Consider the following 22,487-nt stretch of genomic DNA (forward strand, 5'->3'; position numbering starts at 1 on the left):
AAGACCGATGGCGATTTCTGTACCGGTTCCGCGTCTCGACCATGTGGTGATTAACGTAGCCGATCATTTAGACGACGCAGCCGCGCTGTTTCGTCGGCTGGGTTTCCAACTCACCGAGCGTGGACATCATTCGCTCGGTTCGAGCAATCATCTGGCGATATTTGGCGATAACTATCTGGAGTTGCTGGGTTTTGAAGCCGGCCGCGGCAATCTGCGTAAGGATTTGTGGCAAGCACCGATTGGTCTCAGTGGTTTGGTGTGGAAAACCGAGGATGCCGATGCGGTGTGGCGCTATCTGGAAAGCCAGGATATTGATGGCGATCTGCCCGCCAGTTTTTTCCGCCCGGTGACCTTGCCCGACGGCAGTGAACAACAGGCGCGCTTCCGCACCGTACGCTTGCGCCCGGAGTTGGTGGCAAATGGCCGCAGCTTCTTCTGCCAGCACGACACGCCGGATGCAGTGTGGCAAAACGCATGGCGCGACCATCCCAATGGCGTAACAGATATCGTGGAATTTGTGGTGGTGGCGCAAGATCCCGCCGCCGCCGCGCAGCCCTACAGCCGCTTGTTTGGCGCGGACAAACTCACCGCCTGCCAGGAAGGCGCGTTTGTAATGAAAGCTGGCGTCGCCACCGTGCGCTTCGCCGCCGAGAATTACGTCACGCAACGCTTCGCGGGGTTACCGATCGATTACGATGGCAGCGCGCGTATGGCCGGGTTGAGCTTACGCACTCGCGAATTAAGCAAAGTGAAAGCCAGTTTGTTGCTGGGCGATGTGGCGTTTCATGAGGAAGAAGCGGCGATCATCGTTGCAGCCGAACAGGCGTTTGGCGTGGCGTTGCGGTTTCAGCGGTAAGTAGCCCGAAATACCGTTCAGTTAAGCAGTGTTCCCCAACTACCGCATATTCCGTAGCGGCGCGATTTATCGCGTTCGGTGGATTTTAAAATCAACACAACGCAATGAATTGCGCCGCTTTGTTTTCGCTGAACTTTGTAGGTTCGCCATTTATGGTGACCTGGTTAAAATAATGCCATCAGCTCAATGCGCCAGCGAAGGTGAATATTGGTGACACCCCTCATTATCGAAACCTCCCGACTCATCTGCTCGCAAATAAAAGAAGCCGACTGGGACTTTTATCGTCAGCTACAATTAACACCCGCAGTAATGCACTACGTTGCCGATGAAAAATCCCCAGAGCAGATTCGCGCTGACTTCAATTCCAGACTGCCAATCTGGTCGCCACTCAGCGCGCATTGGCTATGTTTGGTGGTGCGCGAAAAACACACCGGCAATCGCATCGGCGTCAGCGGCTATATTCACCGCGACAGAGATAGCGCTGAAGTCGGGTTCCTGTTCGCACCAGAAGCGCAAGGCAAAGGCTATGCCTATGAATCGCTGCAGCCTATTTGTGACTATGCATTTAACGATGGCGGCATTCGACGCTTAAGCGCAACCGTCACCGCTGGCAATATGCCATCGCGCCGACTATTAGAAAAAGTCGGTTTCGTATTAGAAGGCGAACTGCGAGAAAGTTATTGGCTAAGAAATGCATGGCGGAATGATTGGTTATTTGGCTTAGTGCGTGGGGAATAATGTTTCGACATGAGAGTGGAATTTTGTTCGCTTTGGATTGGCTATATTCGCTTAGCAAGGGGAAACTGCTGAGTAACAGAGTGAGCATCATTAAAAGCATGATGTGTTAAATTGTAGACCGTAGGTCAAAGAACTAAGAAGCAGCATTTTTTTGGAGAATAAGATTGAGTAATGGTGTTTTTGACTGGTCACTTTTGGGTTTGTTTTGTGGCTGTTTCTGGGTAATAAGTGTTGTAACAAAGGCAATTAGAACCGGAGTAGTCACGGCAAGCATCAATCATAAAAAGCGATCATTTCATCGTGGAGAACGCTATTATATTACTGTGCTAATCATGCTCTCACTTATAGTGTTGGTCGGATTATGTATAGGGACATGGTTACTATGGTCTCGATATGTGTAGGAGCAATTGACTACGGGTTGATATATCATTTTTATATCATAATAGCTCACATCAGCAGGTAACTTCCGGCTTCAGCTTTTCGATGTATGCGAACCTATTAAAGCCACCTTCTGGAAGATATTTAGGTTTTTCAGCGTGCGACTACAGTCGTCATAACTTGAAAAATGGGAAATTAACTTTATGGCTAAGATTAAATACCACCTGTCCCGTGGAAGCGATGTCATTCGTGATGGTATGTTCCTTGAATTGTCTGAGGCTGGAACAGCCCCGCTCAAGCAAATTGCTGAAGTCTTCTATTCCGATGTAACTCACGAGTTCTCTTTTTCTTGCTATGAAGGAGGCATCCCTCTAGAAGAGATTGAAAAACTCATTCACGAAGCGAAAAAACGGCTTCCGCCTACAAAGCTGGAATCGTGATGGGCCTGAAAGTCTGCTGAGTGCCAAAAGCGGAAGCTGGGGTGCCAAAGACTATCTAATAGTGGATGGGTAGTTTTGCAGGGGTGTTTACATAGCGCTTCGCTTGCTGCCTTTTACTTAGGTTCTGACGAATACTTTTTCATATGCAGTTCATTGGTAATATAAGGAATATTCTCTTTTTGTTGTTTCTTACCTTCATGTCTAACCATAAAAGCAAATGAAAATATTGCTGAACGGGTAATCTGAATCAACTGACCGAAATGGTGAATAAACTCATTCTCTTTGATAAAAAGAATATCTTTAATCAATTTATAAGACTGGTAAAGATCTTCTGCTTTATCACTTTTGTGTACCACCAAAAATTTATGTTCTAGACCATTGCGCCACTCTTTATAAAAAGCCAATTCGCCACCTTTATTTTTATTCAGGTCAGTAGCAATGCTGTACAATGCTAAAAGTCCAGGTGACTTTATACCTTCAAACCGTTGTCTTCTGTTATCAACGTCTAACTGCCAGAAGCTTTGAAAATAGATATTTTTCTGTAACCCACCCTTCTGGGCAGGTGGATAAACTTTGTAAAGTTCACAGATACATACCGCAATCTTATCGAGAATACCAAAGCAGAGGCGAAATGCTGTTCTGATTTTCTCAATATCAATGCCTAAGATCTCGTCATTATGTAACTCTAGAAAATGGCATTCTTCTTTAATTTCATCCGTATCCTGAGGGTAAAGGTATTCAAAATAGAGATGGCGGGCAAGTGAAAACTCCGATTTAAAGCGGTTTAACGCCATCTCCATTGGAATAATAAAATCACCGGTTACACCAGAAGAAGAGATGACAAGATTATCGGTGGCACTCTCCACACAGGGGCAATAAACACCGTGCTCGGACAGCGTCAGGTGATTTATTAGGCAGAATTTCCTGTATGCACTTAATGCGTCAAACTCCTGTTGCGTGAGCATGTCATCATGCTCGTCCGTTTCGCCGTCTGCTGATATGCATTTTTCAATTTTATCGTTTATTTGTGCTATACGTCCAAGATAGAATGATTCCCATTGTGGAGGGATTTTTTTGGAAACAGATGCATTAATATAACCTTTTCGTATCTCCTTCAATTGCTTAATGGAGTATGAAGATGAAATAAGGTTTAGCTCAATGAGCGCGGCAGAACGATTGACCCAAGACTGTGGTATATCTAATCCCTTGCGATTAGTGAGATCATAATATCTCAGTGCCTCACTCAGCCTAAATTGGCTTCTTAGCGAATTGGCCAGATTAACGGATAGTTCCGCCTGAAACTCTTCGCTCTCTTGTGAAGAGAATCTAAAGGCTCGCCAGTAGATGTTTTTTAACGAAACAAGTTCTTCTATTGACTGAAATGTGTGGTCGTGAGGATTATCGACACTTATCTTATTAGACAAGGCATTACCATAATTATAATAAAAATGGCTCTCTCCTTGTACATGCGCTAATGCTTCCTTATTATTATCCATCAGCTTAAAACCAAGCTCTGCTGCATTTGTATGCTTGCTCATTTGCCCTATATCAACAAGACCACCAGCCACATTCCCCAACACTATAAAATAATTATCACCTTTGAGCTTTATCTTTTCCAGTTTTTCCAGAAATACAACGGATTGCTGATATGCCAGATCAAAATCACCACAATCAACCAGTCGGTGAATATTGAGACTTTCATCTATAAGTTCTTTTGTAATCATGATTCACTTTCCTTACTTAGATGATTTTTGCGTTTCAACAGTCGAATTAGCCTCACCTGATACGTCAATTACTATCGCGGACAGGCGGCCTCGCTTAACCATTGGCACAGATTTATTAAGAATGTCCTCCATTATCGCGGCGTTTACTGGGGGTGGCGTATCTTTTGCCGGGCGAGGGATAGCGTTTGGTCGAGAAGCACCAAACCAGAAGACTAGATAGATACCGTAGCCTGCGGCATCGGGATTGGTAGTATAAAGTTGGTCCAGTTGCTCGTTAAGCGAGCTCCAAACGTCCCGGTGATAATCACGTTTTATCTCAATGGGGATCTTTATTCCTGGAAGTGAAATGATGATATCAGCCCTTTTACCCGAAACCATGTGGCCTTCTGGCTCACAAATTATTTGTAACGGATGGAGTCGTGCTCTAAGCAGCTCCAGAAAAAAATTCCGACAGCTCTCTTCAGGCTTAGGCACTAAAATTTGACCATTGCCATTCTCATTCCAGAACTGTTTATAAACATCGGTATTTTCATAAGTAATTCGGTTAGCGATATCCTGCAAATGATCTAACAATAATGCATAGAGATCCATTACATTAGCTGGGGTCTGATTTTTCAGCGTATTCAACGCTTGCTTCCAGTTAGTGTGTTGAAACTGTGATTCCCGATACCGCACCTTCTGGTTACTTTGGGCGTGCAAGAGATAATCCCGGTAACTTGTACATTCTGGCAGTAATAATAAACGGTCAAATATTTCACCGGCATCATGTGAGGAAAAAGAAGAAACGTCATCAATCAATCTTTTGATAAAATCAGCATACTCCCAATTGTTTGCTGAGTTAGAGTCGTTACTTGCAACGCGATCTGCATTAGGAAAATGAGTAGCAGAGACAGTGATGATCGCTTCCAATTGTGTTAGTGATAAACGCTGCTCACTACTCCCACGACCTCTTTTCGCCTTACCTGATAGTTGACGAATAAGCGCTATCATTTCCGGCGCGGATTTTGATTCAGATAAAAATAGATCCTGACGCTGGTCTGGAGCGAGTAAATAAGTACATACCAGCCAAATTTGATAACTTGGCTTTTTAAGTTTTGAGGGTTGCGCTATCATCAACTCAGATAACTGCAACAACTCTGCATGACTCTCAGGATTCGCTAACAACCACCCCACCAGGTTTTGTAAATGGACAACATCATCAGGGTGCTCTTTAGCTAGTGTCATGATTAAAGGAACGGCATAGTCGATTGGAATGCAGGTATCATTTAACAGATAGTTAAGTGCACGGATATCTTGCAACTGATTATTAATGCAGAAATTGATAATGTGGTAATAGGTTTTGATGAAAAATGCTGTTTTGTTAAGTATCACATCCTTTTTCCACGGTAATGAATAATCACTTACAACATTATTGTCTTTGGTGAAAAGTGCTAATACCACATCCAGAGCCAATAGCGTGGTTAATAGATCTTCGTTCCATTGTATAACATCAGGATGTTTTTTAAATAATTCATCGCTTCCTGCAAGTACCGCATACCACCATCCGTAATACTCCCCCTTCAGCAAAGCACAATTCAACTGGTCAATTGTGGGCAGATCTGAACGATTTAAAATCGCTAAAAGACCGGATATCGCATCAGTGACGTTTTCGGCACCTAATATGTCTGCACAGCGCTGCACTGGCGTCAATTTGTCATCAACATCGCTGTATTTCGAATAGTAAATATAGGAAATATGTTTGAGCCAATTCAAATGTTGGCCCGATACAATTTCCTGCCGACATAACTCAAAACTCTGCCTATCTTCATAACGAGCCGCATTTCGTTCTTTCTCAGACTCTATTTGGCTAAGATTATGTTTCACTCGCCAATCGTCAATCTCGCAGACAATGGAAGTCTTAAACACAGTAGTCAACTTTACATTTAAATGACAGTACGCGGAAAGAAATTCAAACGTCTCTTGGGATGGCTTGGTACATCTGTAAAGGACCGCAAATGTCATTCGATAAATACATTCAGTTTTATCTGAATTAGCTTCGGCATGGGATAAATAGTGGATAAATCGTGCCAGCAAAATCTCATCAGGAATAAGATAGAAGGTGCTTCCAGCAAAATCATGTAAGAACAAATAAAGAGTATCATAGCGTGTAAATGAAAGAATGGCGGCGTCTATAATATCTTCATATTGCCAGCTACGATTTTTTATCTCCTGAACGATAGATTTCTGTACATCGTCATAACCGCGATAGTAGTGACTATGGGAGTAGCTATAGAACGTTTTTAGGCACAACCATATCTGAGATGCGCTGTAACCATTCTTCTCGCTGAGTATCTGCAATAATCCAGCTTCCAGAAAATGCATAATCTCATAATGATTTTTAGCTGAAGAATACCAGTCTTTACTATGAGCGGTGTGGTACCGATCGAGATGCTCAAAGATAGCGAGCAGATCAGCTGCCGGTACAATATTTTTCAGCTGCCATAATGCACCTATCGGTAATCGCTCATTGGTTATATTTAATGTGTCAACCAGCAGTTGTGCTATATCCTGCGGTACAAAGTAATCTTGATAGATCAACTGAATAATATGGTTGCGCAACCGGATGCTGTCATGATTTTTGTCTTTTAATTCCGCAAAGAAACGTACCGAAAATTCCTGGCCAGACACTCCAAAATGGATTAATGCCGTTATTGCTTCCTCTTTTTCCGCATACGAGGAATCCTCCGATTTGGCAATATTAATTAAGTCATCGCTCAGTGTGACTATCGGTGTAGTTAACGATAAGGATTCCAAAACGATCATGCGCAGAGAAAAAGACGAATGAGGATCGCGGACTATCTGTCGCAACAGAGTTTCCATTTCTACTGTCGCGAAGCCATTCAGATATGAATTGAGACCGTGATTTCTAAACCAGGGATCACGTTCTGAAAGCTTTGATAGCGCCACCAGTAGATTTTGTTTTTGTGCTATCGGTAATGAAGCTGCATCGCCATAGATCAGAACGCCGTAAGGATCGGCTTCAATAAATACCTGGGCGTATTGCGGTAAAAAAACCGCTAGCCATGCGTGTAAACCTCTCAATTCTGAAGACGGATACCCCTCAAATCCCAGCATACTTCTCAAACGTCCCATGGGTAGCCCTTTGTCAACGATCCCGGCTAACCATTTTGCCGCTAAATACTCAGCAATTGTCCTGTGACTGTACTCAACAGTCTCAAGCTCATCTCCGGCAGAAAAAACCCGCCTCGATAACGCCGCTCTAATTATTTCATGTGAGAAGAACGTGATGGTTCTGTAACTGGGGTATTCTTGTCGAATATCGTTCGGAAGCAGAGAAACCCCGGAAACATCACTCAATATGCGCAACGCGCAAATTGATCCAGCAGGATACTCTAGCTCCTCACAGGTATAAATTCCTGAAGTTAGCCGCGTATGCTCTTGGCTATGTTCAGTTAAAAGGAACTGTGTCGCAGAGTGGAAAAGTTCAGACCTTGTACGGGGCCAGTTTCCTTCTTTAACGGCTTCAGCCAGCATTATCAGATTTTGTGGGTTGTAAAGAAATTCGCTGGCGGCATGTTTTTCTGCTTCAACCAGAAACGCTTCGGGGTGTTCTACACCATTAGCTTGTAGAATCGCAGTCTGCTCTTCTTTTGAGAGCGACTGCAAATGTAAAACAACATAGCCTCCCGTCTGCTCAAAATAGGGTAAAAATGCTGACAAGTCTGATTCGCCTAACCAATCCTGAGAGCGACAAGAAATTCTGACATTTTGTGGCGTTTGGGAAAAAAGCCTACGGACGATGTCATCTACAACGTCACTACTGTTACTGGCACTCCTCTTCTCATCTAATGCATCGATGAATAACGTTTTCTGGTTATCAATAGGTACGCCACTCAAGAAGTGACGTACTGTCAGATATTTTGCCTCTTGAGATGCCGCAAACTGTTTGAAGAGGTGCGTTTTTCCAGCACCGGGATCACCAAGCAGAACAATGTTTGGAAAGTCAGAATAATCACTAAATACCACTGTTTGGGTACCTTTATCCTGTTGAGGATAGATTTGCCTGACTTGCCTGTTTAGCATTCTATAGGTTCCTGAGTATCTATTTTTGTTCTACCAAATCTGTATGGCAGGTTTTACTCCAAATTTACCATAGACTTTCAGCCGATACAGTAAACCATCTAACCCACCATGGTTGCTATGATGTTACGTTTTAGATTACATGACAGGCTCATAGTGAGCAGAACTGGTAGCTAGGACGTCGAGTGCTGATACCATTCAAACATTGATGGAATCCGGGATGACGCTGGCCCCGTTGCATGGGCTGCATGTCGCTCTTAACGGACATATTGCCCAGACGAGATGCAATCGCCATCCCCAGTTTTCTACCCGTAGTCACTACTTGCTTGCCATCAGTCCCAAACCGTCAGGCCCGGTACGCCGGGGAGCCGAAGGGAGCCATCTGGCTATAGAAAGTTTCAGATGTGATGCAATGACCAGGCAATCTGGGACGCAGCTCCATTTATCGCGCGGGTTTTAAAAAGCGTGAAATATTTCGGTCGCCATAACGGCGACCGGTTCAATTAAAACGACCAGCGCACGCCCGCGTTGTAACGCCAGCCTTTTGCGCCGTTGCCGTCGATCTCTTTGCGGTAATCCGCTTCGGCGTACAGCGCCACATCCTTGTTCACCGTCGCGGTGCCGCCCACGCCGACATCCCACATTTTGCCGAACTTGCCGCTGTCGAAGGTTTCACTGCCGCCAACATCCGCCGCGCCGATCTTCGCTTTCGCGGTGCCGCCCCAACCCTGCGTGTAATTCACGCGCAGATACGGCGTGTACTGATTCGCGCTGCTGTCCTGCCAGGTTTTATCCACACGCGCGCCGATGCGGCCAATCGTCTGGCTGTAATCGTCGTAGGAAACGCGGGTGTTATCGCGGTCGGTGAAGCTGTCCATCTTCATTTGCAGCCAGGTGATCTGCGCCTGCGGTTCGATGCGCACGCCGCCGCCCATTTCCAGCGGATAACCGGTTTCAACCGAAGCCGTCCAGCCGTTGCCTTTTGGTTTGGCGACATCTTTCTGCCGTGCAATGTCAGTCGCGCCGCGATGCCAGCCCCAGCTCAGCGAGCCGTCCACGTAAAAGCCGCTGTCGCGCAGCCAGGTGCCGTACAGTGAAAGCGTGTCGCTGTCGAAGCTGGTCGAGCTGTAGCCATCTGCTGCGTGCGGGCGAATACGCGTGTTGCCGCGTGTGTAGGCCACGCCGCCGCGCAGGCTGCTGTCCGCGCCATCCACGCGAATCACATTGCCGCCGAGCTGCACCGCGCTGTAGTCGAGATCGAAGTCGTAGCCGTAATTGCTGAAGCTTTGATTGGTCTGGTATTTCAGGTTGGAGCCGATGTAGCGGATGAACATCTCGCCGCCAACCGCATCCGGATTTGCCTGCTGCTGGCGCAGTTCACCGAGGCGTTTATGCAGATCGTCGGTGATTGCCAGCGAGTAATAAGCGAGGCCAACCGGCGCAGAGATGTAAGACGGCACCTGCGGCGTTACCGCCAGACGCGCGGCGCTTGGTGCGCTGCCTGCTGACGGCTGGCACAAGCTGCCGTCTTCGCACACGAAGGCGTTCGCCAGTCGATAATCCCACGCGCTGCCGCCTACCGCGCTGCGGGCTGGATCATTGCTGCCCGGTGCGAAGCTGTATAAACCGTATTGCCACGGCCCGGATGCGATATAGCCGCTTTTCAGCGCAAAGCTGTTGGCATTCGCGCTGCCGGAAACCTGCGCCAGCGACACGCCTTCGTTCGCAGAGATCACGCCATCGCCGTTGCTGTCGAACAGCGGTGCTCCCGCAAGTTTTGCTTCAACCTGCGTTACGCCCGATGCCACGCCATTCACCAGCACCACATCGCTGCTGGCCGCTGTGGCGTTCAGCTTGACGCTGCCGCCCGCCGAGGCCAGTTCGCCGTCAATCGTTAGCGTGTTCGCCGCCGCGTTGCCGCCGTTGGTGAGATCCAGGGTGCCCGCGTTATTCACCACCAGCGAATCGCGGGTTCTGCCCTGCAACAGCGGATTGACGTTGTCACCCGCGAACAGCGTACTTCCCGCATCCACGTTAATCGTGCTGTGCGCCAGTTTGATGTTGTCGGTTAACGTCCATTGGGTTTTGTGGAAATTCAGCGTGCTCCAGCCTGAACCCAGATTGGTGCCTTTTGCCGCATCATCGCTAGCGAACGAACCGCCGCGCGCCTTGAGTTGGCTGAGATTGAGCGTGCTGCCCGCGCCATTTTCCGTGGTGATGTGGCGTGTATCAGCCAGACTCACTTTCTGCACCGTGGCCTGATTAGCCGCGCCGCTGCCCATCGTCAAACTGCCTTTGATGGTGCCGCCGGTGACAATCAGTTCATCGCGTCCGTTACCGGTGTTCACATCGCCAACCACCGCCCCCTCCAACAGCGCAATGACGTCATCGGTCGCGCCGCCCGCCACGACAACCTGATCAGGGAACGGTGCATTAATGGTGCCTTCATTGATAAACACCGTTTGCCCGCCGCGCAGGTCGACCAGCGGCGCAACGCGACTTTGCGAACTGATGGTGCCCTGGTTAATCACCTGGCTGGCGGTTTTGGTGACAACCGCCGAGCCGCCGTTCGCCGCCTGAATATCAATCAAGCCCTGAGAAATAACGTTGCCGCGGGTGTTGGCGATCACGCCATTGCCGGTTCCTGTCACCACAATCGAATAATCCGGCCCGATCACCAGATCGTTGTTGGTGGTTGAGCCATTGGCGTTTTCAAAGCGATAACCGGTGCCCGAACCGCTAACGTTAATTTGCGCACTGCCAGCGGAATTGAATGAGGTCGCTGAGCGAATACCGTTACCGTTTGCCACCTCTAAACGCACGTTATCCAAATTGATGTTCGGGGTTTCGGCGCGGTTGTTGATCGCGCTGCCGCTGCCGTACGCGCCGATAGTGATGTTGTCGGCTTCGAACCCATCCGCACCGACATCAAGTAACAAGCCGTCGGCGCTGCCGTTAGCCTGCATCACGCTGTAGCCTTGGCCGTCGCCGTAGATTTTCATCCATGCGCCGCTGCCGACGCGCATCGCTGCAATGCCATCATCGACGCGCAATGCGCTATCGACCGGCACATATTGACCGTAACCGCTTGACACATCGACGCCAATGCCTGACGCAATGTGCATGCTGCCGCGATTAATGAAGTTGCCGCCGTCATATACGCGCGCGCCGGTGCTGTGCGATCCGCTGAGATCCACCACGCCTTGATACTGATTAAACAGGCGCGCACCGCCGCTGACATCAAACGCCGTCGCGTTGGCGCCGTTGCCGCTGATGGTGGAGGCTGCGTAGATTTCCGTTTCGTCACCGCTGACCATCGCGGCGGTGGTGTTTTCACCACTGAGCGTAATGCCGCTGCTGATCACGCCCTCGGCGCGGTTGCTGGCGCTCATCACCACAGCACCTTTGCCGCTCGCCACATAGTTGTCGGTGTAAGACACTTGCGTGCCCTCGCCGCTTAGCACCACGCCGCGACTGTTTTCACCGCTGAGCGTCACGTTGCCGGGAGCTTGCGTGTACAGCCACGCGCCATTGCTGATGTCATACAGCGTGGAATTCGCAGTGCGCACATCTATATTGTTGCCGTTGCTGATTAATTGCGTTCCCTCATCGGTGGCGCGATAGCCGGTTTGATTCGGGTCGTTGAAGGTGATGCGGCTATCCGGGCCAAACGTGATTCGACCACCTAAAAATGCGTTGGCACCCATCGCGTTGTCGCCATACAGATTGATGGTGCCGTTTTGGTAGATGCGCGCCAAATAGTTGCTGGCGACCAGGCCAATGGTGGTGTTCAACTCAAAACTGTCGCGGTTGTAGATGTTGATGGTGCCGCTGTTGAAGATTTCGGTCAGCGGGGCGCTATCGAAGCTACGCTGCAAACCATAGGCATACAAAGCATGGCTGCGCAGCGTCATGTTAATGGTGCCGCTGTTGGTCACCTTCGCACCGTATTGCGCGTAAATGCCGCCGCTGTCCTCACCGGTAAAAGTGATGTCGCCGGTGTTGGTGAGCTGAGCTAAATCGGTGGCGATTAAGCCGACCTGGAAGCGGCCACTGCCGTTAATCTCAGCATGGTTGGTGAGATGCGTATCAGGATTGGATTGGTGTTCGGGATCAATCGTGTTGCCTTGCAAGGTGTCGGCTGAGCCATCGACTTGTGCCGCTACGCCAGAAACATCAAGGTTAAACCGTGTCGCGGCATCAATCGTACCCTGCGCGCCGTGAGCTACTATCAGCCCGGTGGCGAAGACGCCAACATTCAGCGTTGCACCGTTGGTGTTCACGTTGGTGCCCACACCGCTGCCATAGACGCCCGTGGTATTCCTTTCGTTCATGGAGAGTGTCATACCACGACCGTCAAAATCCGCGCCATCCTCTACGCGGAAAATCGTGCCGTATTCCACCGATGTCGAGTAGCTGCCGTTTTTCGGCAGGTTGATTTTGGCGTTTTCGCCTTTGGTGTAGAAACTGATTTGCCGTACCAGTCCCCAGATATCGCGCGGTCCGGCAACCGGAATCGCGTTGGCGCTAACGTTCACCGTGGCGTTGCCTTCGGCGCGAATACCAATCGCATCGTTGCCGCCAAGCTGAATCGGTCCGCTGACGTTGGCGACGGCGTTGCCGCCCTCTTCGCCGATGACCCAAACGGCAGTGTTGTGATCGGTTGTGCCATATTGGCCGGCATCGCTGAGGATGTTGATGGCACCGCGCGAATAAGCTTTTGCACTTTCACCCGCGTGGGCGATGACTTTTAGGCCGGTGCTGTTATAGCCGTTGAGGTTGATGGTGCCCGCTTTGCCATTGCCGACTTTGCCGCCGCTGCCGGAATCAACCACCAGCATGCCGATATTCTCGCGCGGCTGCCCTTCTGCCATCCCATTCACATCTATCACGCCGTTATTGCGTGCGGTGGCATTCGGGCCGTATTCAACCAGCATGCCAACCGCATTCTGCACCAGCGAGCCGATCACGATGCGTCCGTTGTTGACGATGCGGGAATCGAGAAAGCCTTGAATGGCGCTTGCGCCGCCGCTGAGGTTCACCGCTACATCGCTGGTTGGGTCGTTCTTGTTATTTTGCGGCGTGCGCCCGATGTAAATGGTGCCGCCTTTGGCGTTGGTGAAACCGCCTGCGCCGCTGGCGATTACGCCAGTCATCGAGCCGCTGCCGATGGTTTCGGTGACGCCGAGATTGATATTGCCGCGATTGACCGCTCGCGCATCGTAGAGCGTAATCGCCCTGCTATCGCTGTTGCCAGGCTGGAAGTTGATCACGCCGTAATTGCTGAAGCGACTGCCGTTGCTGACAAGCACGCCAATACCTGCGCCTAAGGTGTTGCTATCGACGCCTTTGCCGTCAACGTTGTTGAGGAATCCAGCGTTAATCACGCCGTTATTGCGACCGCGCGCGTGGTTCAGCAGCTCTAAGCCGGAGCCGTTACTGGCAAGTTTGCCGTTGATAATGGCTTTTGCGCCGTTGCTGGCGCGCATCACCGCGCTGTGGCTATCCAGCACTTCAAGGGTTTTGCCGCGATTGATTTTTACGCTGGCATCTTTGCCATCCGCGCTTAGTACCACTTGATCGCCCAGCGATTGCGCCACTTCATCGTCGTAATTGTTGGTGCTCATGCGATACACCACGCGTCCGTCGCGCTGGATGAAGGCTTTATGGAATTCATCGTTGTAGCGGTCGGTGCTGAGGTTGGATAAGGTGACTTGCTCGATCAGCCAATTATTATAGTGACGCAGATCGTTGATATTGTTGATGTTGAAGTTGCTGGTACTGCCATCCAGGGTTGAAACGCTGATGGCTCCGGCATAATCCACCACGCTGCCTACGTCGTACGCCAGGCGATCACCGCCATAAGGTGGCGTGGCCGCCGTAAAGGCGATGCGGTTATCGGAATTCCAGTTGAGATGACCTTTTTTGGTAGCGGTAAACAGTTGGCTTTGTTTCGCCGCCATAGACCAGCTATTAGTAGATGAATTAGCCGCCGCGCCATGTTCGCCAATATCGATATTTAGCCTGCCGTTGCTGACGGAACCGATGCGCGCATTAATATATTGTTTGTCGTTTACATCATAATAATCTGGCACTACGGTATTGAGGCCGACACTTGGTAAATCCATTAAATCGGCGGAGTTATAAACGTCGTAAGTTGTATATATCCAATCTTCGAAACTCGGTATTTGAATGGTGAGATTCTGCTGGCCTATTTGCAGCCGCGGCTCGCCAATCAAGTTGTTATTGATTATTCGACCAATACTTTGCAATTCGCCAAACGTCACCGTGGTTGCCCCGCTTTCACCAGGCGCGAATTGCGGTAAACCGCGCAGCGTTTGCGTCGAGCCATTACAAAGGCAATAAGCCCCAACTTTATTGTCATTAATTTCAGGCGTATAAGGTTTTAACTCCGCCGCCCACGACAGTGAGGTAGGGAACATCAAACCTTGCGCCGCCACAAGGCTTAGTAACACCGGATTTAATTTGAACACAAAGTATTCCTCAACCGAGAAGACAACGCGCGCATCGGTAAGTCAATGGGCTGGAAGTTAAGTCGCTGATATAATTTGTTTCAGAAATTTAATATTTGGCATCTGGTGTAATGAGTATCTACGTATTACGCGGAAAACGTCCAGTTTGAGTTAAGGAATTGTGAGGCGGGAGATGGGATTTAGGAATTTGGCCAGGATTAGCAATGTAATTATTGGAACTAAAAATAAGTAAGGCTGGTTAGTGAATATTCTAAACAGTCCGACTTATGACTCTAAAAACTATCTAGCAGGCTTCAAGGCAAAATAAGCAGGCATGTATTGCGGGGAAATGGCAAGGTTGGTGTTAGCGGCGATATACCTGATTGGCAGCGAATATGGGCGTAGTTCAGCCAGGCTTTTTCGCTTTGGTGTAAATATCAGGGCGGGTGATGGTCCATGCATAATTTTCCCGATTGACGGGTTCATAGCCCAACTTTTTATAAAGCCAGGGAGCAGTGGTTGTAAATAGCATGATCCTGCGAAGATGCTCAAACACGGGATGATCGTGTATGCATTCCATCACCCATCTTCCCAGCCCTTCTCCTTGATGCTTTTCAAGAACATAGACATCACAAAGATAAGCGAACGTCGCGTAGTCTGTGATTAAGCGAGCGAAACCTACCTGGGTTTGATCATGATAAACACCAAAGTTAAGGCTGTTCTCGATTGAAGCAGAAACAGTATCCAGGGGAATACCCTCGGCCCAGGTTGATCTTGTCAGATAACGGTGAATAGCCGGTATATCCAGTTTATCTCTGTCTGTACTTACCAGGTAACTGCCCTTACTCCATTGATGTTTTTTTGCAGTGTTCACGTTCGTTCCTGCTTAAAAGATTTAAGGAAATCTAACCATATTAATTGAACGACTTAGGGATAATCAGATTCCTGGCGGTTAGCAATGATGTGTTAATTACACTTCTCACTTATAGCAAACCGCTGAAACTGGGGTTGGACATCTTTGTGCCAGAAAAGGACGTGAATATCGAAACAAATATAAGCACTTTAGAATTTCTTTACCGGCAATACTTATCGTTAAGCTCATTAAATGATTTCACCTGCATTCGATAATCATCAACCAAGAATCCATCATCGACCGTATATGCTATGGGACGGCGCGAGTACTTTACATTTAATATTAGGTGATAGGGCTCAAAAGAGATAAATCTAGCGCCTATTTTACGATTAAGCTTTGTTCGGCCAGAAATTATTCCGCACACATAATCCGCACCACCGACGTGATGAGTGCTCATCTGAGAGAATGATATTGGTTGTGAGAAATCAATATCACCATCGCATAAACCTAGCATCATTTTCTTATTCTGATTATTAGTGAGATCTTTGGAATAAATGTTTTTAAAAATGTCACAGCCATCTGAAGGACCTGCTGCCCTAGTGAGAAAAGCAATCACACTCGGCTTAATTTGTTCATATTCAATATTTTCTTGACCATGAGCAACTGGAGCTGTAGTCATTAAAATTAGTGCTGATAAAATCAACTTTTTCATACATCTTCTTCCGTGAGTAAATTTCTGTAATATATCGGCAGCAAGTTTGCCAGCTTTAGAAGATATTGATGAAAACTTGGCAGTGGCATCATATTTATTAAAGAACATTGGCAAGGTCACCATAAATGGCGACCCTACAATGACCAGCTAAATAAGATGGTCAAAACTTTAATTGCGCACGCTGGGTGAACAAGCGGCGATAGGCTAAATAGGCGGCGATGATGGTGGACAAACTGGCGGTACCGATCAGCATAAACGTCACCATAATCTGATACTTAATCGCTTTCACCGGATCAATACCGGCAAAGATCAGTCCCGACATCATGCCTGGCAAACTCACCAAACCAACGGTTTTTGCGCCATCGACGGTGGGAATCATGGCCGCGCGAATACTGGCGCGAATAAAAGCGCCGGACGCCACTTTTACCGGCGCGCCCAAACTGAGCATTTCGAGAATTTTTTGCCGGTTATCGTCGAAGCGTTGATTGAGATTGGTGAAGCACAACCCCACCGCCACCATCGCGTTGCCAGCAATCATGCCGGAGATCGGGATCACCTGCATCGGAATGAATTCAATCGCGCCGCTCAGCACCAAAATGGTCAACGTCAAAGTGGTACCGGTGGTGATCGCCACAAAAGAGATGATAAAACCATGGTCGATATTGCGACTGCGTTTGCGCGCATTGATCGCCGCATTGACGCAGATAAACAACACCATCAGCAGCGTCAGCCAATCATTATTTAGGTCAAAAATCGACTTCAGCACGTAGCCGACAATCACTAACTGGACAATCGCGCGGCAAACGCTCCAGATAATGTCTTTGCCCATGCCTAACTTCTCTTTCTGACTGATCAGCAGCGCAATCACCACCAGCATTAGCGAAAGTAACAACGAGCTATCGGTAATATTATGCTGGCTCATGTTCAGCTCCCTGCGCTGGTGCGTGCAGCTTCAAGACGTTATTGGCGCTGCGAATCTCATTTACATCGTGGCTAATGCCGATCACGGCCAGATTCTTCTCGCGCACCAATGAGTCAATCAAACTATTGATAATCAACTTGTTCTCTTCGTCCAGGGCGCTGGTCACTTCATCCAGCAGCAACACTTTGGGCATAAATTGCAGATTACGCAGCAAGCCGACACGCTGCTTCTCGCCGCCGGAAAGTTGCTCAATGTTCTTATCCAACATCTCCGCCGCCAACTGCACGCTGGCCAATGAGGCCACTAATTGTTCACGTGTTGGCTTCTGCTGACGAATCTGCCACGGCAACGCCAAATTGTCGTACACCGTCTCGCCAAACAGCTGCGGCGTTTGGAAACAATAGGAAACTTGCTGACGATAGTGTTCGGGATTGAGCGTCGTGATGTCACGCTGTTCAAACGTAATTTTTCCGGCGCTGGCTTCCAGCAGCGAGGCGATGATCTTCAATAAGGTACTTTTACCGCTGCCGGACGGGCCGGTCAGCAATAACCGTTCACCGACGTGGAGTTGCAGCGAAACCGGCGCTAACAGCGTGCGCCCCTGCATGGCGTAGCTCACCGCTTGCACATCCAGCAAGAGGGATTCGGTTGTCATGGGTATCTTCCAAAAGTTTATGGCGTTTGCGATTTGCGCGCGCCGGGTCGCGTCAGCGCGTTACTAATTTCATACAGTTTGTTCATGCTATTCAAGGTGGCAATCGGCGCGGTCGCGGCTAATCCTAGCACCAGAATTTCCAGGCAGATCATCGGTGTGGCATGCACCGGCATTTTGTCGGCGGCACGGCTGCGCGGAATCTCAATCATCACATCGGCACGTTGCGCGAACATCGAATCGGTTGCGGCAGTCAGCAGGATAATCGGGATGCTGAGCCGCTGCGCCTCGGCAATTGTCACCCGGCCTTCAGGATGCGCACTTTTTTGCGCCATCATAATCAGCACATCGCCGTGGCGCATGTCAGCTATCTGCTCGCTGAGCGCAATGCCGGTGTGATTCAACACATATGATGCGCTGCCGTTGCGTTTGAACAGGCGCGCGGTGTAATCCGCCAGTATCGCCGAGGCACCAATGCCAAAAATAGCCACCCGCTCCGCCTGTTGCAGCAGGTCAATCGCCTGTTGTATGGCTTCACGATTCGCGGCTGTCGCCAGCATTTCGCAGCTCATGCGATAGCTATCCAGCACGAAATCCACGCTGCCTTTCGCGTTCTGCGCCAGTTCGTTGACGGTTGACGCCACCCGCGCCGGTGAACGTTGCTGCACCCCTAAATATTCTGCCATCACAATTTTGAGATCGCGGAAGCCCGAAAATCCCAACGCCTGGATAGCACGAATCACTGTGGCATCAGAGGTTTGCGTATCAATGGCAATACCGAGCGCCGTCTTCTCTAGCACCGCGCTGCGATGTTGATGGATGTAGTGCGCAACCTTCAATAAGCGTGGCGAGAGTTGATGTTTGCAGGCATGGAAACGTTCACCATACAAATCATAAGGACGTTTCTGGGTTTTCGGCGCGGAATCAGTCACGGCAGTTTAATACCTTTCAGTGCATGCGCCGGAATAACCCTATTATTGGCGCGAGGATTAAGAAAACCTTAATGCGTAAAAATAAGACAAAACAATCAATCAACTAAATGTGCCACGACATCACCCACCGTCGAACAGCAAAATGTAGTGTAAATTATAGTGCACCACAAAAACTACAATCACTACTACATAATATCTTTATCATGATGAAATAAATGAAATTAAAAAACTACATTTAAATTTTATGTTGCAATCATTCATGTTTTTCTGCTGTCGAAAAAACGATTTATTTAATTAAAAAATCCGCAAGCGCGCTAATAAAACACAACAATTTTGCTGTAAATGAAAATCAATCTCATTACTATCCAGACTTCTTAATATTCCTGTTTTGATGCGGATTTAAAATAATGAAGTATCTTTGTTTCTTTTCACCAGTGGTTAAATATACCCGCTCTGGCTCTCAGGTTTTACTGGCTTCGACCTTGCTGTACGGCACTTCTGCGATAGCAGCCGACTCAACTATTACCGTTACGGCAGATCAGTCTGCGGCTAGCGGCAGCTATAACCAGGAAGATGCGGCAGCCACCTTGCGCACCAACACGCCGCGCAGTGAAACCGCGCAATCGATCAGCGTGGTTACACCGCAAGTGATCAAGGATTATCAAGTCACCAGCCTGAATGATGCGGTGAAGTTTGTCAGTGGCGTGACGCAAGGCAACACGCTGGGCGGCACCGAAGATGGTTTTGTGAAGCGCGGTTTTGGCTCGAATACCGATGGATCGATTTTCATCGATGGCGTGCGCAGCAATCAGGGCTTAACCATGGATTCGAGTATCGACCATGTGGAAGTGTTGAAAGGATCGTCCTCGCTGCTGTACGGCATTCTCAATCCCGGCGGCATCATCAATTTGGTGAGCAAAAAGCCGCAGTATGAATGGAACACCCACATCAGCGGCGAATCCAGCAGCTTTGGCGGCGGCACCGGCATGGTGGACGTTACCGGGCCGCTGGGTAACGGTTTTGCTTTTCGTATGGTGGCGGAACGCCAGCGCGAAGATTACTGGCGCAATTTTGGCGTCAATGAACACACGTTATTGGCACCTTCCCTCAGTTGGTACGGCGATCGCGCATCTTTCAACATCAGTTACGTCGAGTATAAATATGACGTGCCATACGATCGCGGCACGGCGTTTATCGGCGGCAAACCGGTAGATATTCCCTACAATCGCCGTCTCGATGACAACGCTAACCACGCGTGGGGCAAGAACAAACGTCTCAACGTGACTTACGGCTACAACCTCAACGATGTTTGGGAAACGCATCTCAATTACGGCTGGATGCAGCGCCGTTACGACAGTAATGAAGTGCGCGCCACCGCGATTAACACCACCACCGGGATTGTCTCGCGCCGTGCCGATGCCAACCGTGGCTTCAACCATCAAACCGAATACACCTCGTGGGATATCAGCGGCTCGCCGGTGATTGGCGGAATGCAGCACGATGTGTTGCTTGGCGTCGATTACGAGCAGAACGAAACCTACAAAGCCCGCTCCTATCGCGGCACGGTTTCGCGCAGCTTTAATATGTACGATCCGGTATACGGCGAAGAGCCGGTGGTGAGCGACAGCACTTACAGCGACAGCATCAGTAATCTGCGCACCAACCTGTATAGCCGTTCGATCTTTGCCAAAGACAACATCCATCTGACCGACAAATGGATTGCCGTTTTGGGAGGCAGATTCCAGCGCTATACGCAAACTTCCAGCAATGGCTGGAATGATCCCGAGACAACGCTCAACGATCGCGGCAACGCCTTCCTGCCGCAACTCGGCGTGGTGTATAAGGTTTTACCGCAAGTGTCGTTATACGGCAGCTACAGCAAGTCGTTCACACCATCAACGCAAACCGATGACAACGGTAATGTGGCTTCGACGGAAAAAGGCAGCACCTGGGAAGTGGGTTCCAAATGGCAGGTGTCACCGAGTCTGGCCGCGACGTTAGCGTTGTATCGTATCGATGAAACCGACATGTCGATTTTCATTAATGGCGTCACGCGCAACATTCCTAAAGCGCGTTCCACCGGCGCGGAGTTGGAATTAAACGGCGAGATCACGCCGGATTGGAATTTGATAGCCAACTACAGCTACGACAAAACAGAGATCGTTTCTGACAACGTCAATCCGGACAACGTCGGCAATCGTCTGGTGAACGCGCCGACCAACATGGGCAGCTTGTATCTCAGCCATACGCTGCGTTTCTCGTGGTTGCCGGGTGAATTGCGCCTCGGCGGCGGTGGTCGCTATGTTGGCACGCGTGCTGGCGATCCGGAAAACAGTTTTGTGATGCCTGCGTACACCGTAGCGGATGCGTTTATTGCGTGGGACAGCCAACTGGTGGGCAAACACACGCAGTTGAAGTTGAACGTAAAGAACCTGTTTAACCGTGAATACTACGAATCGAGCGCCGGTAACCTGCGCGTGATTGAAGGCGAGCCGCGCGTGATGTATCTGCAAGCGTCGGTGGATTTCTAAGGTGATTTGCTCCGTCCTAACCGGGCGGAGCCATCAGAGAGAACGGTAATGAAACGAATTCTGCTGGCAGCATTGTTATTGCTGCCTCTGCTTGCGCAAAGCAAAATGCTCACCGACAGTCTGGGCCGCGAGGTTGACGTGCCCGAAAATCCGCAGCGCCTGGTAATTGGTGAAAGCCGGATGATTTACACCCTGGCGCTGGTTGAAACGGGTAATCCGGCGAAACGCGTGGTGGGTTGGCCAGCGGATTTGCGCAACCTTGATAGGCAAACCTGGGATCGCTATGTAAAAGCCTTCCCGGAAATCGCCAATATTACGCAAATCGGCAATTCCAACTTTTCTCAGCTTAACGTGGAGAAAGTGATCGCGTTGCAACCGGATCTGGTTATATTGCCGGTTTACGCGCGCACGCCACCGAACAATTCACAGTTAATGCAGCAGTTAGCCGCCGCCCATATTCCGGTGCTGTTTCTCGATTTCCGCGTTGATCCGCTGAAAAATACCGTGGCGAGTTTAACCACGCTGGGCAAAGCGTTGAATGATGAAGCGAAAACCGAACGCTTTATTGCGTTCTATCAGCAACATATGCAGCGTATTCGTGAACGACTGGCGAGTTATCAAGGCGCGCGTCCCAAAGTGATGCTGCAACTGCATCTGGGTAAGAAAGCCGAATGTTGTACCACTGTCGCGCACGGTAATCTGGCTGATTTAATCGCGTTTGCCGGTGGCGATAACATTGCCGCCGGACGTTTCCCGGCAGTGTTCGGGCAACTCAATCCAGAAGCGGTGATCGCGGCCAATCCTGATATCTATATCGCCACCGGTTCAGCATCGCCTGCTGAGAGTGACTTTTTGCAACTCGGTCCGCAGGTCAGCGCCGACGCCGCAAGATCCACCTTCCTGCATGCGTTAACGCAAGACAGCACTGTCGCCGCGCTGCCCGCAGTGCAGCAGCAACGCGCCTATGCGTTTTGGCAGAATTTCTATATGAGTCCGTGGCACTTGCTGGCGGTGGAGTTTTTCGCCAAAACCTTCCATCCGGACCTGTTCCACGATTTGTCTCCAGATGAAACGTTGAAGGAGATGAGCCAGCAGTTTTTGCCGCTGCCAGAGACGGGAACTTATTGGACGCATAATTAGGCTGTTGCGCAGTTTAAGGTCAACACAGCGCGATAAATCGCGCCGCTACAAATCTG

At 49.4% G+C, this 22,487-nt stretch carries 13 protein-coding genes; 5 read left to right on the forward strand and 8 right to left on the reverse strand.

Annotated elements, in window-relative coordinates; translation table 11 throughout:
* The first annotated feature begins 7 nt into the window (after positions 1-7).
* The 3 genes from ABDW13_RS00580 to ABDW13_RS00590 all read left to right on the forward strand — a co-directional run bounded on the left by ABDW13_RS00580 (position 8) and on the right by ABDW13_RS00590 (position 2,412).
* Entirely contained in the window at positions 8-856 is an 849-nt protein-coding gene (locus ABDW13_RS00580) for a VOC family protein (protein ID WP_343550425.1), read from the forward strand.
* 207 nt (positions 857-1,063) lie between these two features.
* Positions 1,064-1,594 carry a GNAT family N-acetyltransferase gene (locus ABDW13_RS00585; RefSeq protein WP_343550426.1) on the forward strand — a complete coding sequence of 177 codons (531 nt, stop codon included), beginning with the start codon at positions 1,064-1,066 and terminating at the stop codon, positions 1,592-1,594.
* 581 nt (positions 1,595-2,175) lie between these two features.
* The gene (locus tag ABDW13_RS00590) at positions 2,176-2,412 is read left to right on the forward strand and encodes a hypothetical protein (RefSeq protein ID WP_343550427.1); all 237 of its coding nucleotides are present in this window, start codon (positions 2,176-2,178) and stop codon (positions 2,410-2,412) included.
* A 113-nt stretch (positions 2,413-2,525) separates the two neighbouring features.
* On the opposite strand, the gene ABDW13_RS00595 is transcribed toward ABDW13_RS00590, so the two are convergent.
* The 8 genes from ABDW13_RS00595 to ABDW13_RS00630 all read right to left on the reverse strand — a co-directional run bounded on the left by ABDW13_RS00595 (position 2,526) and on the right by ABDW13_RS00630 (position 18,760).
* A complete protein-coding gene (locus ABDW13_RS00595) occupies positions 2,526-4,136 on the reverse strand; it encodes an LA2681 family HEPN domain-containing protein (RefSeq protein ID WP_343550428.1) in 1,611 nt (536 codons plus the stop codon).
* Positions 4,137-4,148: 12 nt separating this feature from the next.
* Complete coding sequence (locus ABDW13_RS00600) at positions 4,149-8,219, reverse strand: hypothetical protein (RefSeq protein ID WP_343550429.1); 4,071 nt, start codon at positions 8,217-8,219, stop codon at positions 4,149-4,151.
* Positions 8,220-8,719: 500 nt separating this feature from the next.
* Positions 8,720-14,710: an autotransporter outer membrane beta-barrel domain-containing protein gene (locus ABDW13_RS00605; RefSeq protein WP_343550430.1), complete on the reverse strand. Its 5,991-nt coding sequence runs from the start codon at positions 14,708-14,710 to the stop codon at positions 8,720-8,722.
* Between the two features lie 385 nt (positions 14,711-15,095).
* Complete coding sequence (locus tag ABDW13_RS00610) at positions 15,096-15,563, reverse strand: GNAT family N-acetyltransferase (protein ID WP_343550431.1); 468 nt, start codon at positions 15,561-15,563, stop codon at positions 15,096-15,098.
* A gap of 199 nt (positions 15,564-15,762) precedes the next feature.
* Positions 15,763-16,377: a hypothetical protein gene (locus ABDW13_RS00615; RefSeq protein WP_343550432.1), complete on the reverse strand. Its 615-nt coding sequence runs from the start codon at positions 16,375-16,377 to the stop codon at positions 15,763-15,765.
* A 37-nt stretch (positions 16,378-16,414) separates the two neighbouring features.
* Positions 16,415-17,176 carry an iron export ABC transporter permease subunit FetB gene (gene fetB / locus ABDW13_RS00620; RefSeq protein WP_343550433.1) on the reverse strand — a complete coding sequence of 254 codons (762 nt, stop codon included), beginning with the start codon at positions 17,174-17,176 and terminating at the stop codon, positions 16,415-16,417.
* Positions 17,163-17,831, reverse strand: a complete 669-nt coding sequence (gene fetA, locus ABDW13_RS00625) for an iron ABC transporter ATP-binding protein FetA (protein WP_343550434.1) — start codon at positions 17,829-17,831, stop codon at positions 17,163-17,165. Before fetA ends, fetB begins: the two co-directional genes overlap by 14 nt.
* A 17-nt stretch (positions 17,832-17,848) precedes the next feature.
* The gene (locus tag ABDW13_RS00630; protein ID WP_343550435.1) at positions 17,849-18,760 is read right to left on the reverse strand and encodes a MurR/RpiR family transcriptional regulator; all 912 of its coding nucleotides are present in this window, start codon (positions 18,758-18,760) and stop codon (positions 17,849-17,851) included.
* A 407-nt stretch (positions 18,761-19,167) separates the two neighbouring features.
* On the opposite strand from ABDW13_RS00630, the gene ABDW13_RS00635 reads away from it, so the two are divergent.
* Both ABDW13_RS00635 and ABDW13_RS00640 read left to right on the forward strand, forming a co-directional pair.
* Entirely contained in the window at positions 19,168-21,291 is a 2,124-nt protein-coding gene (locus ABDW13_RS00635) for a TonB-dependent siderophore receptor (RefSeq protein ID WP_343550436.1), read from the forward strand.
* 48 nt (positions 21,292-21,339) lie between these two features.
* A complete protein-coding gene (locus ABDW13_RS00640) occupies positions 21,340-22,431 on the forward strand; it encodes an ABC transporter substrate-binding protein (protein WP_343550437.1) in 1,092 nt (363 codons plus the stop codon).
* The last annotated feature ends 56 nt before the right edge of the window (positions 22,432-22,487 follow it).

The organism is Pantoea sp. (assembly GCF_039594315.1).
GTDB lineage: Bacteria > Pseudomonadota > Gammaproteobacteria > Enterobacterales > Enterobacteriaceae > Pantoea.